Source organism: Bradyrhizobium sp. Crot121 (assembly GCF_059512385.1).
The window spans coordinates 50,508-65,783 of record NZ_JCAMOR010000043.1; the positions used below are offsets into that span (position 1 = coordinate 50,508).

The following is a 15,276-nucleotide window of genomic DNA, read 5'->3' on the forward strand; positions in this document are numbered from 1 at the left end:
AACACTTTGTGCACTTTCATCCCATAGGTTGCGGCATCATCCCTTTACACGGGACAAGAAACGTATGCCGCATGATCTGGTCGGCAGCGCTGCGCCCATGCAGCGCAAGAAACTTGAAGACGCGCTTCGCCCTGAGTGGGGAGATTTGCGGGTGTTCCTGCTCTGCGCACGGAGCCGCAGCTTCAGCCGCGCCGCCGACGTCCTCGGCGTGCCGGCAACCGCAATGATGCGCAAGATCGACAAGCTCGAGGACGATCTCGGCTGCCAACTGTTTTCGCGCGACGAGGCACAACTGGCGCTGACCGGCGAAGGACGGGCGCTGCTGTTCGATGTGGAACAGATGGAGCGTCTCAGCCTCAACATCGTCAGGCGCGCGCGGGCGCCGGCGGAGGTGAGCGGCACCGTGCGGATCGCGGTGACCGAGGCACCCGGGAACTTCTGGGTGCTGCCGCGGCTGATCACGTTCGAGCGGACCTACCGCAACATCATCGTCGAGCTGCGTTGCGTATCTGACTGCGCTGAAGTTCCGCGGCAGGAGGCGGACATCTCGCTGCAGGTCGAGCGCCCCAGCGATCCCGAACTGATCGCGACGAAGATCGGCCGGTTGCACATCCACGCTTTCGCCTCGAAAGCCTATTGCGATGCCTACGGCCTGCCGACGTCGCTCGACGAGCTAAGACACCATCGCATCGTCAAGCAGGATGGCGTGCCGCATGGCGACGGCACCTACAAGCGGATCCTCGGCGTGGACTCGCTGGAGGGCATCGTCGGCATCTCCACCAATTCCAGCGTGGCCGCGCTCTACGCCGTCGAACAGGGCGCGGGAATCGGCTTCCTGCCGAGCTCGGTGATTGCGCTCGGCGCGCCGCTGGTCGCAGTCGACCTCGGCGTCAACCACCAACTGGATCTATGGCTCTGCTATCATCGTCAGTTCCGCCACTCGGACCGTCACACGCTGATGATCGAATGGCTGAAGAGCATCTTCGATCCCAAGGTCTATGCCTGCTTCCGAGACGAATTCATCCATCCCGACGAATTGACGCCGTTGATGGTGGGATCGCGCGAACATTTCGGATTGCAGAACTACGTGGCTCCAAAGCCTTTCCCGACGGGGGCCACTACCACTTGAACTCGACGCCGAGTGTGCCCTGGTGCGACTGCATCGCGGCGCGGAATTTGCCGTCGTAGTTGAGATAGAGCCGCGCGGCATTGGTCAGGCTGAGCGACGCCGCCGCGCCGGCATCTGCGCCGTATTGGCTTTCGGCAATGCCCTGCAGCGTGATGCTCTGGCTGCCGAGGCTGACGGTGATATCGCCAAAGTTCTGCGCGACATTGTCGACGAACTTGCCATAGGCTGAGAGGTCGAACACCTTCTGGTCGAAGATCCAGTAGTGTCCGACTTCCACCCCGATCATGACCCGCATCCGCTCCACGGTGGCGGCGCTGGCAAAAACGGGATCGAGGCCGCCGAATTCCTGGAACGATCCGGTCCTGACGCGGACATATTCGAGGCTCGCCTTCGGCACGATGCGGCTCTGGTCCTTGTCCCAGTAATAGCTGAGCTCGCTCAGCGCGCCATCGAGCTTGGCGTTGTAACCCGCCGCGGCAAAACCAAGACCGGTATCGCGACTGGAGCGGATGTTGCCGAAGCCGTGCACCACGGCGATCGCCCAGGTCCACGGTCCCTTGTCGACGGTGGCGTGGGCACCGAGCTGGGTCAGGTCGATGGCCGCCGATTGCAGCGCGAGAGGCACTTCGATGTCGGTGCGGCTCTGGTCGACGGAGAAACCGAGATTGACGCCTGGGGCGATCCGCGCACCGATGCCGGCCACCCCGCCCCAGGTCTTGCGGCGGTCGCCGACGAAATCCCCGACGGCGTCGTTGCGCGCGGAGATGCCGTAGCCCTCGAACCAGGTGCGAAAGCGCGGCGCCTCGACGCTCTCGGAGGCACCTCCTCCACCGGGGTTGGTCCGCCATAAGCGGTTGAAGCCACTGGTCGCCTGGTTGCCGATCCGCTCCAGGAAGTTGCTGCCAAGATTGGCTATCGCCGGGCCCGCCGCGAGATCGGCGTTAACGATGCTGGCTCTCGGCGACGGGATCGGCGCCCGACTTACGCTCGGCGTCGGGCTCGGCGCTGGGGGTGGAGTCGGGGTTAGTGTGGGCATCGTCGGCGGCCGCGATTGCGCCTGCGCCGAACCGATCGTGCCGATGGCCAGGCAAAGCGCGGCCGCAAACGCCCATGCAAGGCCGCGGCCCCCTCCGGCGGAGCTTGCTCGCGACGGACGCCACGAGCAGCGCATGTATTTAATTCCCAAACGACGCGAGCCTGAAAAATGCGAAAAAAGCGATCGATATCGGCCGATTTGCCCTTAACTCGCCGGGACCGTCAATCGCGCGGCCCGGCACACTTCGCCCGAAGCCGCAACGTTGTTGTCGATCGGCCACAGGCGTTGCCGCGGAGCACCGATTTTCCGTGGCACACCAAAGGCTTGCTAACCCGCAATTTTCGTGTTGCAATCGCCGGTACAATCGGATTGGGCCGTTCGACTGTGCGTTTCGTGACCTTGAAGTCTAAGAATCGGAATTTGATCAGACTGCCGGAAGCCGGTTTGTGGCGTGGCACGCGCGAAGCGTGGCCGCGTCTTTTTTACGTCTAGACGAGGAGACAGGCGATGCCGAAGGGTACCGTCAAGTGGTTCAACCCGACCAAGGGTTATGGGTTCATCAAGCCGGCCGTCGGCGACAAGGACGTCTTCGTCCATATCTCGGCGGTTGAGCGTGCGGGACTCTCTACGCTCAACGAAAACCAAACGATCGAGTACGACCTGGTGGAGAACCGCGGCAAGGCATCCGCGGAAAACCTCAAGGTCTCCTAGACTCCATCACGATCCACTCAGGCAATCATGATTGCTACCCCCGGCATCACCCCGGGGGGATTTCTTTATGGCGTCAGATGTAGCGTTGCACTATTTCGCCGCGGGCGAAATCAGCGTGCCGGATAGCTTTGCGCTCTCCGCGGTCTTGCAGACATCGCCCTCCAGCCTGAGCCGGCCTGCCGCAAGCAGCCGCAGCGCTTCCGGATAGATCTGGTGCTCGATCTGGATGACGCGGGCCGCCAGCGTCTCCGGCGTATCGTCATCGGCGACCGCCACCGCGCCCTGCACCACGATCGGCCCGGCGTCGGTCTCCGGGATCACGAAATGCACGGTTGCACCCGAGATCTTCACGCCGGCCTTGAGCGCCTGACCATGCGGATCGAGGCCGGGGAAGCACGGCAATAGCGACGGATGGATGTTGAGCATCCTGCCGTACCAGCGCTGCACGAATTCAGCCGTGAACAGCCGCATGAAGCCGCCGAGGCAGATCAGTTCGACGTTCTTCTCGTCGAGCGCACGCTGCAGCATCGCCTCGAAGCCGGCGCGGTCCTTGCCGAACGGCTTGCTCTCGATGACGATGGTCGGAATGCCGCTCGCGCTGGCCTTGGCGAGACCCGCGGCGTCGGCGCGGTTGGAGATCACCACAACGATCTCGGCCGGAAAGCCTTCCGCCTTCGCGGCCTCGATCAGCGCGACCATGTTCGATCCGCGCCCGGAAATCAGGATGGCGACTTTGCGCTTCATTGCGAAAGATCGAGATGGCCGTTGTAGACGACGCGATGATCGCCGGTCGCGTGGATCACCTCACCGAGCAGCGTCACGGTCTCGCCGCTTTCGATGAACACCTCCATGACGCGCTCGACCGCATCCGCTTTCACGATCGCGATCATGCCGATGCCGCAGTTGAAGGTGCGCAGCAGTTCGAGCTCGGCGATGCCGCCCGCTTCCGCCAGCCATTTGAACACCGGCAGCACCGGCAGCCGGGCCAGATCGATACCGACGCCCAGATGCTTCGGCAGCACCCGCGGAATGTTGTCGGTGAAGCCGCCGCCGGTGATGTGGGCGAGCCCCTTGATCGCCCCGGTCTCACGGATCGCGCGCAGGCACGATTTGACATAGAGCTTGGTCGGCGCCAGCAGCGCGCCGCCGAGCGTCATGACCGGCGAGAACGGCGCCGGCGCGTCGAAGCTGACGCGCGACTGCTCGACGATCTTGCGCACCAGCGAAAATCCGTTGGAGTGAACGCCGGAGGAAGCAAGGCCGATCACGGCATCGCCGATGGCGATATCCGGCCGCGGCAAGAGCGTCCCGCGTTCGGCGGCGCCGACTGCAAACCCGGCAAGGTCGTAATCGCCGTCCTTGTAGAGCCCCGGCATCTCCGCGGTCTCGCCGCCGATCAGCGCGCAGCCGGATTCGCGGCAGCCCTCGGCGACACCCGCGACGATCGCGGCGGTCGCCTCCGGGTCGAGCTTGCCGCAGGCAAAATAGTCGAGGAAGAACAGCGGTTCCGCGCCCTGCACCACGAGGTCGTTGACCGACATCGCCACCAGGTCGATGCCGATCCCGTCATGCAGCCCGGTCTCGATCGCGATCTTGACCTTGGTGCCGACGCCATCGGTCGCGGCCACCAGCACGGGATCCTTGAAGCCGGCCGCCTTCAGGTCGAACAGACCCCCGAAGCCGCCGATCTCGGCGTCTGCGCCGGCGCGCGCGGTGGCGCGGACCATCGGCTTGATCAGATCGACCAGCCGGTTGCCGGCATCGATGTCGACGCCGGAATCCGCGTAAGTGAGGCCGTTCTTGCGCTCGGTCATGCAAAATTCCAGTTGAAGACGGCTGGTTACGAGGAATTCCGCCCCCGCGCAATGGCTCGCAAGGCGGCAGGCGGTATACTATGTAGATAACAGCCGGCTCAGCCCCCAAAAGGGCCGAATCTTCCGTGAATTCAGGCCGGTAGCCGGGAAGCGACCGAGTTGAGCATACCCAATATCATCACGCTGGGCCGCATCATTCTGGTGCCGGTCATCGTCTGGGCGATCGTCTCCAGCCAGATGGAAATCGCGTTTGCGATCTTCGTGATTGCCGGCGTCAGCGACGCCGTCGACGGTTTCCTCGCCAAGCGCTTCAACATGACGAGCGAGCTTGGCGCGCTGCTCGATCCGCTGGCCGACAAGGCGCTGCTGGTGTCGATCTACGTCGCGCTCGGGATCTGGGGCGCGGTGCCGCGCTGGCTCGTCATCCTCGTGGTCTCGCGCGACATCATGATCGTAGCGGCTGTGATCGTGTCCTGGCTGTTCGACAAGCCGGTCGAGATAAAACCGCTGATGGTCTCGAAACTTAACACGGGGGCTCAGGTTGCCTTCGCAGCCCTGGTGCTGGCCTCGCTCGGTTTCGGTTTCCAGCCAAGGCCTTACGATCTGATCCTGATGGGATTTGTCACCATCTTTACTTTGGTTTCCGTCTCCCTCTATCTCGTGGAGTGGGTGCGGCACATGAGCACGATCGAAGCGCGTTAGAGCGTAAAGAGCGTTTTCGCGCGAAGTGGGCACCGGTTCGCGTAAAGAAAACGCGTCAAGAGAACGGAAGTCCCGGAGAGTTTGCGTGGCAGGTAGCGTTCACCCTCGTCAGCTTGCGTTGGCGTTGCCGCATGCGGAGAGCCTGACCCGCGACGACTTCCTGGAGGGAACGGCGAATGAGGCCGGCCTTGCTCTGATCGAGAGCTGGCCCGACTGGCCGAACCGCATCATGCTGCTGGTCGGCCCCGAAGGAGCGGGCAAAAGCCACCTCGCCGCGATCTGGGCCGAGCGCGCCGGCGCGCGCTCGACAGCGGCGCACGCACTGTCGGCCGAGACCGTGCCGGCGGACCTTGCGACCGGTGCACTCGTGGTCGAAGACCTGAACCCGCACGGCTTCGATGAGCGCGCGATGTTTCACTTGCTCAATCTTGCCCGCCAGGACGAAGCCTTCGTGCTGATGACCGCTCGCATTCCGCCCTCCGCGTTCGAGATCGAATTGCGCGACCTCCGGTCACGGCTGCGCGCGGTACCGGCCGTGTCATTGTTGCCGCCAGACGATCTCTTGTTTCGCGGCCTGATCATCAAATACTGCACGGACCGACAGATGACCGTAGACGAATCACTGGTGAGCTATCTCGCCAGCCGGATCGAGCGTTCCTACGCCGCCGCCCGCCAGGCGGTGGAGCTGCTCGACACCGAGGCGCTGCGGCTCGGCCGGCCGGTGACGCGGGCGCTGGCAGCGGAACTGTGGCGCAACGCCTGATCCCTGTGACTTGACGGCGCGGGCTTCCGGAACGTCAATGTCATCGAAACGTCATCCACTTATCACAGGGTTTGCGTTGCATTTGCTTAAGTGGCTCTGGGCCTGAACTCGAATGGATCGAGAACTTCATGGAATCGGCACAACCTATTGAAGTACAAGAGAAAGAACAGGTTGCTGAAGGGCTACCGGCGATCGCGACGAGCCCCGAGCGCTTCATCAACCGCGAGCTTTCCTGGCTGCATTTCAATCGCCGCGTGCTGGAAGAGGCCGTCAATCCCGGCCACCCCGCGCTCGAGCGGGTGAGATTCCTGTCGATTTCAGCCAATAACCTCGACGAGTTCTTCATGGTCCGCGTCGCCGGTATCAAGGCGCAGGTCCGTGAAGGCATCCCGGAGCGCAGCCCTGACGGGCTGACGCCATCCGAACAGCTCGTCCTGATCAACCAGACCGTCTCCAAGCTCGCCTCCGACCAGCAGGCGATCTGGAGCGACCTGCGCACGATGCTCTCGGAAGTCGGCATCCAGCTCGTCGACGGGCGAGACGCCACCAAGACGGAGCGGGCCTGGATCGAGGATCATTTCCTCCACAGCATCTTCCCGCTGCTGACACCGCTCGCGATCGATCCGGCACATCCCTTCCCGTTCATTCCCAACCTCGGCTTCACGGTGGCGCTGCAATTGTCCCGGATCTCCGACGGCAAGGCGATGAACGCGCTGATCCGCATGCCCGGCAAGATTGACCGCTTCATCCGCATCCCCAGTGAGGGCCGGCTGCGCCTGATCACACTGGAGCAGGCCACCGGCCTCTTCATCGGACGTCTGTTCCCGGGCTACACGGTCATGGGCCAGGGCGCCTTCCGCGTCATCCGCGACTCCGAAATCGAAATCGAAGAAGAAGCCGAAGACCTCGTCCGCACGTTCGAGACCGCGTTGAAGCGACGCCGGCGCGGATCGGTGATCCGGCTGGAGATCGAGGCCAAGATGCCGGAGGAGCTGCGCCTGTTCGTGCAGCACGCACTCAACGCCGCCGACGACGAGGTTTTCCTGGTCGACGGCGTGCTGGCCATGAACGAGCTGTCGCAACTCACCCGGCTCGACCGGCCCGATCTCGAATTCACCCCCTATGTGCCGCGCCATCCGGAACGGGTGCGCGACCATGGCGGCGATATTTTTGCCGCGATCCGCCAGAAGGACCTGATCGTCCACCACCCCTACGAATCCTTCGACGTCGTGGTGCAGTTCCTGCAGCAGGCCGCACGCGATCCCGAGGTCGTCGCCATCAAGCAGACGCTCTATCGCACCTCGCAGAATTCACCGATCGTGCGCGCGCTCGCGGAAGCGGCTGAGGCCGGCAAGTCGGTCACGGCGCTGATCGAGCTGAAGGCCCGCTTCGACGAGGAAGCCAACATCCGCTGGGCGCGCGACCTCGAACGCGCCGGCGTGCAGGTGGTCTACGGCTTCATCGAGCTCAAGACCCACGCCAAATTGTCGATGGTGGTGCGCCGCGAGGGCAGCAATCTTACCACTTACGTCCACACCGGCACCGGCAACTACCATCCGGTGACCGCCCGCATCTACACCGATCTCTCCTACTTCACCTGCGATCCGGTCATCGGCCGCGACGCCGCGCGCGTGTTCAACTACGTCACCGGCTATGCCGAGCCGAGCGACATCGAAAAGATGGCGGTGTCGCCGCTCACGCTGCGCAAGCGCATCATCGAGCACATCCAGGGCGAGATCGGTCACGCGCGTCATGGCCGGCCGGCCGCGATCTGGATGAAGATGAACTCGCTCGTCGACCCCGACATCATCGACGCGCTCTATGAAGCATCGCAGGCGGGAGTGCCGATCGAGCTCGTGGTGCGCGGCATCTGCTGCCTCAGGCCGGGGTTATCAGGACTTTCCGAGAACATCCGCGTCAAATCGGTGATCGGCCGCTTCCTGGAACACGGCCGAATCTATTGCTTCGGCATGGGATATGGGCTGCCCAGCGCGAAAGCGGCTGTGTATATCTCCTCTGCCGACATGATGCCGCGGAACCTCGACCGCCGTGTCGAGGTGCTCTGCCCGCTGCAAAATCCCACGGTGCATCAGCAGGTTCTCGAACAGATCATGGTCGCGAATCTGAAGGATACGGAGCAGAGCTGGCGATTGTTGCCCGATGGATCGTCAACGCGTATGAAGGCCGCGAAAGGCGAAGAGCCTTTCAACCTTCATAATTACTTCATGACGAATCCGAGTCTGTCGGGCCGTGGAAAGTCTCTCAAGGAATCTTCACCGCGCCGTCTCACTCGCCGCAACGAGCGCTAGAGCGTTTTCGAGCGAAGTGGACACCGGTTCGCGTGAAGAAAACGCGTCAAAACAACAATCTAGAGCTTCGGTTCTGATTCAATCAGAACCGAAAATGCTCTAGCCACCACAAGGGGACTTTCCGGTGAAGCGACCGCGCAAGCGCGCTACCAGCGTCGCTGTCATCGATATTGGCTCCAACTCGGTGCGTCTCGTGATCTACGAGTCGCTGTCACGTAACCTCACCACGCTGTTCAACGAGAAGGCGCTGTGCGGTCTCGGCCGCGAGGTGCAGAGCACCGGGCTTCTTGCCGAGGATGCGGTCGCAAAGGCGCTGACGGCGCTGCGGCGGTTTCGCGCGCTGTGCCGGATCCAGAGGGTCGGCCGCGTCTATGCGATCGCGACCGCCGCCTGTCGCGACGCCAGGAACGGTGCCGATTTCATCGCCGAGGCCGAGCGCATCTGCGGAACGCGGATCGAGATTCTATCAGGCCCACGGGAAGCCAAGCTCTCCGCCCTGGGCGTCGTCTCCGGCGTGCACAAGCCCGACGGCATCGTCGGCGATCTCGGCGGCGGCTCGGTCGAACTGATCGACGTCAAGGGCAATCGCGTCCACAGCGGCGTGACGCTGCCGCTCGGCAGCCTCGCGCTGCAGGACCTCTCGCACAAATCGCTGAAACGCGCCGAGCGCATCGTCCGCAACGAACTGTCCGAGGTTCCGCAACTTAAGGCGGGCCGCGGCCGCAATTTCTACGCGGTCGGCGGCACCTGGCGCGCGCTGGCGCGCATTCACATCATCCAGAGCGGCTATCCGCTCAAGGTGATGCACGGCTACTCGATTCCCGCCGCTGACGCGCTCGATTTCGCGCAGCGCTTGCGCCGGCTGGCGGCCGCCAATTTGCTCGCCAATATCGAGGCTGTGGCCGACGCGCGGCGGCCGCTGCTCACCTACGCCGCGCTCGTTCTTGAATACATCATCCGGGTGGCAAAGCCGAAGACGATCGTGTTCTCCACCTTCGGCGTGCGCGAAGGCCTGTTCTACGAAATGCTGCCGCCAGCCGAGCGCGCCAAGGATGGCCTGATCTGCGCAGCGCAGACCATGAACGGCCTGCTCTCGCGATCGGCACGCCACGCGGAGGAACTGATCGCCTGGACCGATCGGCTGGTGCGCGTCGTGAGGCTGCGCGAGACCGACGAGGACCGTAGGCTGCGCCATGCCGCCTGCCTGTTGTCTGATATCGGCTGGCGGGTGCATCCCGATCACCGCGGCGAGGAAACGCTCAGCCTCATCACCAACGGCAATTTCGGCTCGATCACCCATCAGGGCCGCACCTTCGTCGCGCTCTCGGTATTCTACCGCTACGCCGGCCTGAGCTTGGAGAACGAACCGCCGGAAATCGTCCAGGAGATGGTGCCGCACACGATGCTCGAACGCGCGCGCCTGCTTGGCGCCGCGTTTCGCGTCGCGCACCTGATCTCGGCGGCACGGCCCGGCGTGCTGCCGGCAACCCATTTCCGCACCGACGGACGCAAACTCATGCTGGTGTTCGAGCACCGGATGGTCGATCTCGTCGCCGACCGCGTCGGCAGCCGCTTCAGGCAACTGGCGCGTCTGGTCGGACGCACCGGTTCGATCGTACGGCGCTAGCGACTTTCACCTCCCCCGCTTGCTGGCAGGGCTATCGCATATGAAATAGAACTTGGTTGGGAGTTCCTTCGCAGCCCATCCTTCGAGACGCCCGCCTTTGGCGGGCTCCTCAGGTCTGATTTCGCGGCGGAATCTTAGACCCTCATGGTGAGGAGCGCCGCCTGCGGCGCGTCTCGAGACGATGCTGCATCGCTCGGAGAACCATGAGGCCCGCCTCGTTCACGGCCATCAAACAGCTATATGCGATACTCCTGCCCGCGAGCGGGAGAGGGAGCGCAGCATTCATCGCGGATGCAAGTCGACGTAATTTTATACGCTACGCCGCCTTGGCGGCCCGCTCGGCGTGATGCAGCGCGCGCCGGCGCCAGATCGATCCGACGACCAGCACCACGATGACGCCAAGCAGCGCCAGCGCGATCTCGCCGCCATGGCCGCCGCCGGCAAAATGCGGACCGATGCCGAGCGTGCCCAGCCAGGAATCGAGCGTATTGCCGACCGGACCGGCAAACAGCGCATCGAGCTTGGGATCGACCGCCGGATCGGTCGCGATCACATCGCCGGCGATCCACCCGAGCAGGGCCGCGCCGGCCCAGACCAGCACCGGCAGTTTGCTGAGCAGTGCCATGATCAACGCCGCGCCCGCGACGATCAGGGGCACGCTGATCGCAAGGCCGAGCACCAGAAGCGGCACGCTGCCATTGGCAGCGGCGGCAACCGCGATCACGTTGTCAAGGCTCATGACGATGTCGGCGACGACGACGATCTGCACCGCCGCCCATAGATGCGCGGCCGCATCCACGCTGTCCTCGTCATCATGTTCGGGAACGAGCAGCTTTGCTGCGATCACGATCAGCGCCAACCCGCCGACGAGCTTGAGGTAGGGGAATTCCATCAAGGTCGCGACGATGCCGGTGAAGATGATGCGCAAAATCACCGCGGCCGCCGCGCCGAAGATCATGCCCCACAGCCGCTGGCGCGGCGCGAGCCCGCGGCAGGCCAGCGCGATCACCAAGGCGTTGTCGCCCGACAACAGCACATTGATCCAGATGATCTTGCCGACGGCGACCCAAAACGTCGAGGTCGCCATCTCGCTCTTGAACTGCGTGAAGAAAGCCGCGAGATTCGCGGGATCAACGATCTGCCACAGCCAGTCCACAGCGCTTCCTTTCGGCCTTGCGGCCACCCCTCGCGACGCTCAGCCCGCCGCAACTTCGTTGTATTAGAGCGTTTTCGAGCGAAGTGGGCACCGGTTCGCGTGAAGAAAACGCGTCAAAACAAGAATCTAGAGTTTCGGTTCTGAATTCCATCAGAACCGAAACTCCTCCAGCGTATTAGCCGACGATCTCGTTGCCCGAGAAGAACTGCGCGATCTCGATCGCGGCCGTCTCCGGAGCATCGGATCCATGCACGGAATTCTCGCCGATCGATTTCGCATGGAGCTTGCGGATTGTGCCTTCGGCGGCCTTGGACGGATCGGTGGCGCCCATCACGTCGCGGTATTTGGCGATCGCCCCCTCGCCTTCCAGCACCTGGACCACGACCGGGCCGGAGGTCATGAACTCGACCAGCTCGCCGAAGAACGGGCGCGCCTTGTGGACGGCATAGAAGGTCTCGGCCTGCTCACGGGTCATGCGAATCCGCTTCTGGGCCACGATTCGGAGCCCGGCCTTCTCGATCAGTGCGTTGACCGCGCCGGTCAGGTTACGCTCCGTCGCGTCGGGCTTGATGATCGAGAAAGTGCGTTCAGTCGCCATAATATCGTCCTTGCAAACGCTGGTTAACGAGTTGCGGGGGCTTATATCGGCGTGATCCTGCGACGGCAAGCGACCCGGTGTCGCCCTCGCCCTTTAGTTTGGGCACGATTTGGCGATCAGGATCAGCGTCAGCCCCCGGGGCCGGCACAGCCTTAGCCGGCCCGGATTACGACAATTTCACGAACGTGAACCCATTCTGTAGCAGCCGTCGCGCTCCCGTTCAGGCGGCGCGGCCTAAGCTCTGCATCGATCGGACGCCTTCGAAGCTTGTCCACACAGCTAAAGCGAGGGCGTCACGGGCGATATTGTCACCGCCGGCGCTTCCGACGGCGCCGAAACTCGAGGAGACGACCATGCTACGTAAATTCTCGCTTGTCGCTCTTGCCGCGGCCTCGCTCGGCGCGGCTGCGCTGGCGCCGACCTCCGCCTCGGCATGGGACGGTTGGCACGGTGGCTGGCATCGTGGCTGGGGCTGGGGTCCGCGCGTCGTTGTCGGCGGCCCCGCCTACTACGGCGGCCCCGGCTATGGCGGCTGCTACACGCGCCGCCTGGTGCCGACCCCTTGGGGCCCCCGCTGGCGCCTCGTCAACCGCTGCTACTGACCTGACCAGAACTCCCCCAACCTAAACTCCCCCAAGACTTGAGCGCCCCGGCCGCAACGCCGGGGCTTTTTTTGCGCATGGAACCCGCTGGTCTGCTACCTGCGAGCGAGGATGTCGATGCGCGACAATCGGAAACAAATTCAGCCTGTCGGACTTGACCTTGCGAGCTTTCGCTCAAGCAAGGCGAGATGGAACTCGCCGAGAGACCGATCATGAATAGCCGAAGCCACGCTGATTTTGAGCTGCTCGATCACAAGACCTGCCGGTCCATTTGCGACGCGGTCGGCGAACGGCTGCAGCAAAGCTTGCGCCCGGAGTCGTCGCTGACCTCTCAGTTGCAGCATCTCTTGAACGAGCTGCGCCGGCGCGAGGAAGACGGCCTGCATTAGAGCATGATCCGGAAAAGTGGAAACCGGCTTTCCGAAAAGATCATGCTCAAACGAAGGAAGGCCCCGCGGGGTCGAGCGAGCAACTCTGCAAAGTTGAAAAGCTGGAGCATAATTTACCGGAGTGATGGGTTGCGTTTGGCGGCGGCTCCGGTGACAACGCCGCATGCTTTCTATCTCCGACATATCCGTCCGCATCGCCGGGCGGCTTCTGATCGAGAACAGCTCGGTCCAGATCATTCCCGGCGCCCGGGTCGGCTTTGTCGGCCGCAATGGTGTCGGCAAGTCGACGCTGTTTCATGCCATCCGCGGTGATCTTCCGCTCGAAGCCGGCAGCATCACGATTCCGCCGCGCTGGCGGATCGGCAGCCTCGCGCAGGAAGCGCCCAATGGTCCCGAAAGCCTAATCGAGATCGTGCTGAAGGCAGATATCGAACGCGACGCGCTGCTGCGCGAAGCCGAGACTGCGCACGATCCGCACCGGATCGCGGAAATCCAGACCCGGCTCGTCGACATCGACGCCCATTCCGCCCCTGCCCGCGCCGCCGCGATCCTCAGCGGCCTCGGCTTTTCGGCGGCCGACCAGGCGCGGTCATGCGCCGAATTTTCCGGCGGCTGGCGCATGCGGGTTGCGCTTGCCGCGACGCTGTTTGCGGCGCCCGATTTGTTGCTGCTGGACGAGCCGACCAACTATCTCGACCTCGAAGGCACGCTGTGGCTGGAGGATCATCTTGCCCACTATCCGCGTACCGTGATCGTGATCAGCCATGACCGCGACCTGCTCGACACCTCCGTGGACCAGATCCTGCATCTCGATCACCGCAGGCTGACGCTCTACAAGGGGACCTATTCCTCGTTCGAGGAGCAGCGTGCCACGCGCGAAATGCTCGATGCAAAGCACGCCAAGCGCCAGGCTGAGGAGCGCAAGCGGCTGCAGGCCTTCGTCGACCGATTCAAGGCCAAGGCTTCGAAGGCGCGGCAGGCGCAATCGCGGATGAAGATGCTGGAGCGGATGAAGCCGGTCACCGCGCTGGTGACGCAGGACGTACACGAGATCTCGTTTCCGGTGCCCGAGAAGACGCTGTCGCCGCCGATCATCGCCGTCGATGACGTCGCTGTCGGCTATGATGCGAACAAGCCCGTGCTGAACCGCGTGACGCTGCGCATCGATACCGACGACCGCATTGCGCTGTTAGGTGCCAACGGCAACGGCAAGTCGACCCTGGTGAAGCTGCTCGCGGGCCGCCTCGCGCCGTTCTCCGGCAAGATCACGCGCGCGGAAAAGCTCTCGGTCGGCTATTTCGCGCAGCATCAGGTCGACGAGCTCAATCTCGACGGTTCGCCCTACGACCACATCCGCAAGCTGATGCCGGATGCGCCGGAGAGCAAGGTACGCGCTCGCGTCGGTGCCATCGGCTTTTCCGGCAAGGCGGGGGATACGCTGGTGAAGAGCCTGTCGGGCGGCGAGAAGGCACGGCTGCTGCTCGGCCTTGCGACCTTCGCCGCGCCCAACATGATCATCCTGGACGAGCCGACCAACCATCTCGACATCGACAGCCGCGCCGCGCTCGCCGAGGCGATCAATGATTTTCCCGGCGCCGTGCTGATGGTCTCGCACGACCGCTACCTGATCGAGGCCTGCGCCGACCGGCTCTGGGTCGTCGCCAACCACACCGTGACGAGCTATGACGGCGATCTCGACGACTACCGCAGGACGATATTGTCCGCGAATGAGATACGCCCGGCTTCGCGCGAACGCAGCAAGGAGAGCACCAAGCCCGAGCGTCCGAAAAGCGAGAAGCGCATCCCTCCGAAGCAGCGGATCGCGCAAGCCGAAGCCGAGATCGAACGCATCACCGGCATCATTGCCAAGATCGACGCGGCGCTCGCGCTGCCGGACCTGTTCACACGCGATCCGAAGCAGGCAGCACAACTCGCCCAGGCACGCGCCGGCGCAGAAACCGCACTGCAGCGCGCCGAAGAAGAATGGCTGGAAGCAAGCTCGCTCTCGGATGAAGCGGCGGGTTAGCCCATGCGTCCTCATCTCGAGGAGTTGCGAAGCGGTGTCTCGAGGGATGCCACGGACCCCTCACTCTCCGTCATTCCGGGGCGCGACACTCCCTCCTCACCGTCATGGCCGGGCTTGACCCGGCCATCCACGTTCTCGAGCGCGTGGAATGACGTGGATGCCCGGGACATCTGCGCGAAGACGCGCTTCGCGCTTTTGCCTGGGCATGACGACGTCGTATCGTTCGCGCGATTTTCTTTAATTCAATCAAGGTGATTTGGCCCGTCCAGCCCTCGCGCAAAAAACATTCCGCTTTCGCCGTCGGGCAAATCAGCACTATGACTCCGCGCGTCTCACCCAGATGAGGGGCGGGTCGCGATCGTCACGAACGTTGCGGTGAGATGCGGTGGACGCGGGTGTTGCGAAAGACGAACG

At 63.5% G+C, this 15,276-nt stretch carries 14 protein-coding genes; 9 read left to right on the forward strand and 5 right to left on the reverse strand.

Annotation, left to right across the window (positions count from 1 at the left end; all coding sequences use genetic code 11):
* The first annotated feature begins 64 nt into the window (after positions 1–64).
* Complete coding sequence (locus AC5ZGW_RS29615) at positions 65–1,129, forward strand: LysR family transcriptional regulator (protein ID WP_245474897.1); 1,065 nt, start codon at positions 65–67, stop codon at positions 1,127–1,129.
* On the opposite strand, the gene AC5ZGW_RS29620 is transcribed toward AC5ZGW_RS29615, so the two are convergent.
* Complete coding sequence (locus AC5ZGW_RS29620) at positions 1,119–2,300, reverse strand: autotransporter outer membrane beta-barrel domain-containing protein (protein ID WP_130228050.1); 1,182 nt, start codon at positions 2,298–2,300, stop codon at positions 1,119–1,121. The genes AC5ZGW_RS29615 and AC5ZGW_RS29620 overlap by 11 nt on opposite strands.
* A gap of 372 nt (positions 2,301–2,672) precedes the next feature.
* Between AC5ZGW_RS29620 and AC5ZGW_RS29625 the strand changes: the two genes are divergently transcribed.
* Entirely contained in the window at positions 2,673–2,876 is a 204-nt protein-coding gene (locus AC5ZGW_RS29625) for a cold-shock protein (RefSeq protein ID WP_028165888.1), read from the forward strand.
* Between the two features lie 90 nt (positions 2,877–2,966).
* Here the strand turns inward: AC5ZGW_RS29625 and purN are convergent, their stop codons facing one another.
* Positions 2,967–3,620 (reverse strand): phosphoribosylglycinamide formyltransferase, encoded by a 654-nt coding sequence (purN, locus tag AC5ZGW_RS29630; protein ID WP_130228049.1) that lies wholly within the window; start codon positions 3,618–3,620, stop codon positions 2,967–2,969.
* Positions 3,617–4,690 (reverse strand): phosphoribosylformylglycinamidine cyclo-ligase, encoded by a 1,074-nt coding sequence (gene purM / locus AC5ZGW_RS29635; protein ID WP_474419427.1) that lies wholly within the window; start codon positions 4,688–4,690, stop codon positions 3,617–3,619. Before purM ends, purN begins: the two co-directional genes overlap by 4 nt.
* Positions 4,691–4,849: 159 nt before the next feature.
* Here purM and AC5ZGW_RS29640 point away from each other — a divergent pair, with 159 nt between their 5' ends.
* From AC5ZGW_RS29640 to ppx, 4 genes are all read left to right on the forward strand, one after another.
* Positions 4,850–5,392, forward strand: coding sequence for a CDP-alcohol phosphatidyltransferase family protein (locus tag AC5ZGW_RS29640; protein ID WP_028165891.1), 543 nt, complete (start codon positions 4,850–4,852; stop codon positions 5,390–5,392).
* 85 nt (positions 5,393–5,477) lie between these two features.
* Complete coding sequence (locus AC5ZGW_RS29645) at positions 5,478–6,155, forward strand: P-loop NTPase family protein (protein ID WP_130228048.1); 678 nt, start codon at positions 5,478–5,480, stop codon at positions 6,153–6,155.
* A 128-nt stretch (positions 6,156–6,283) separates the two neighbouring features.
* On the forward strand, positions 6,284–8,464 hold the full coding sequence (locus AC5ZGW_RS29650; protein WP_130228047.1) for an RNA degradosome polyphosphate kinase: 2,181 nt from the start codon (positions 6,284–6,286) through the stop codon (positions 8,462–8,464).
* 124 nt (positions 8,465–8,588) lie between these two features.
* On the forward strand, positions 8,589–10,091 hold the full coding sequence (ppx, locus tag AC5ZGW_RS29655) for an exopolyphosphatase (RefSeq protein ID WP_130228046.1): 1,503 nt from the start codon (positions 8,589–8,591) through the stop codon (positions 10,089–10,091).
* A gap of 316 nt (positions 10,092–10,407) precedes the next feature.
* Here the strand turns inward: ppx and AC5ZGW_RS29660 are convergent, their stop codons facing one another.
* Both AC5ZGW_RS29660 and ndk read right to left on the reverse strand, forming a co-directional pair.
* Entirely contained in the window at positions 10,408–11,247 is an 840-nt protein-coding gene (locus AC5ZGW_RS29660; RefSeq protein ID WP_130228045.1) for a TerC family protein, read from the reverse strand.
* Between the two features lie 175 nt (positions 11,248–11,422).
* A complete protein-coding gene (gene ndk / locus AC5ZGW_RS29665) occupies positions 11,423–11,845 on the reverse strand; it encodes a nucleoside-diphosphate kinase (protein ID WP_028165896.1) in 423 nt (140 codons plus the stop codon).
* Between the two features lie 353 nt (positions 11,846–12,198).
* Here ndk and AC5ZGW_RS29670 point away from each other — a divergent pair, with 353 nt between their 5' ends.
* The 3 genes from AC5ZGW_RS29670 to AC5ZGW_RS29680 all read left to right on the forward strand — a co-directional run bounded on the left by AC5ZGW_RS29670 (position 12,199) and on the right by AC5ZGW_RS29680 (position 14,862).
* Positions 12,199–12,447, forward strand: coding sequence for a hypothetical protein (locus AC5ZGW_RS29670; protein WP_028165897.1), 249 nt, complete (start codon positions 12,199–12,201; stop codon positions 12,445–12,447).
* Positions 12,448–12,635: 188 nt separating this feature from the next.
* Positions 12,636–12,836 (forward strand): hypothetical protein, encoded by a 201-nt coding sequence (locus tag AC5ZGW_RS29675; protein WP_130228044.1) that lies wholly within the window; start codon positions 12,636–12,638, stop codon positions 12,834–12,836.
* A gap of 163 nt (positions 12,837–12,999) precedes the next feature.
* Positions 13,000–14,862, forward strand: a complete 1,863-nt coding sequence (locus AC5ZGW_RS29680) for an ABC-F family ATP-binding cassette domain-containing protein (RefSeq protein WP_130228043.1) — start codon at positions 13,000–13,002, stop codon at positions 14,860–14,862.
* Positions 14,863–15,276 lie beyond the last annotated feature (414 nt).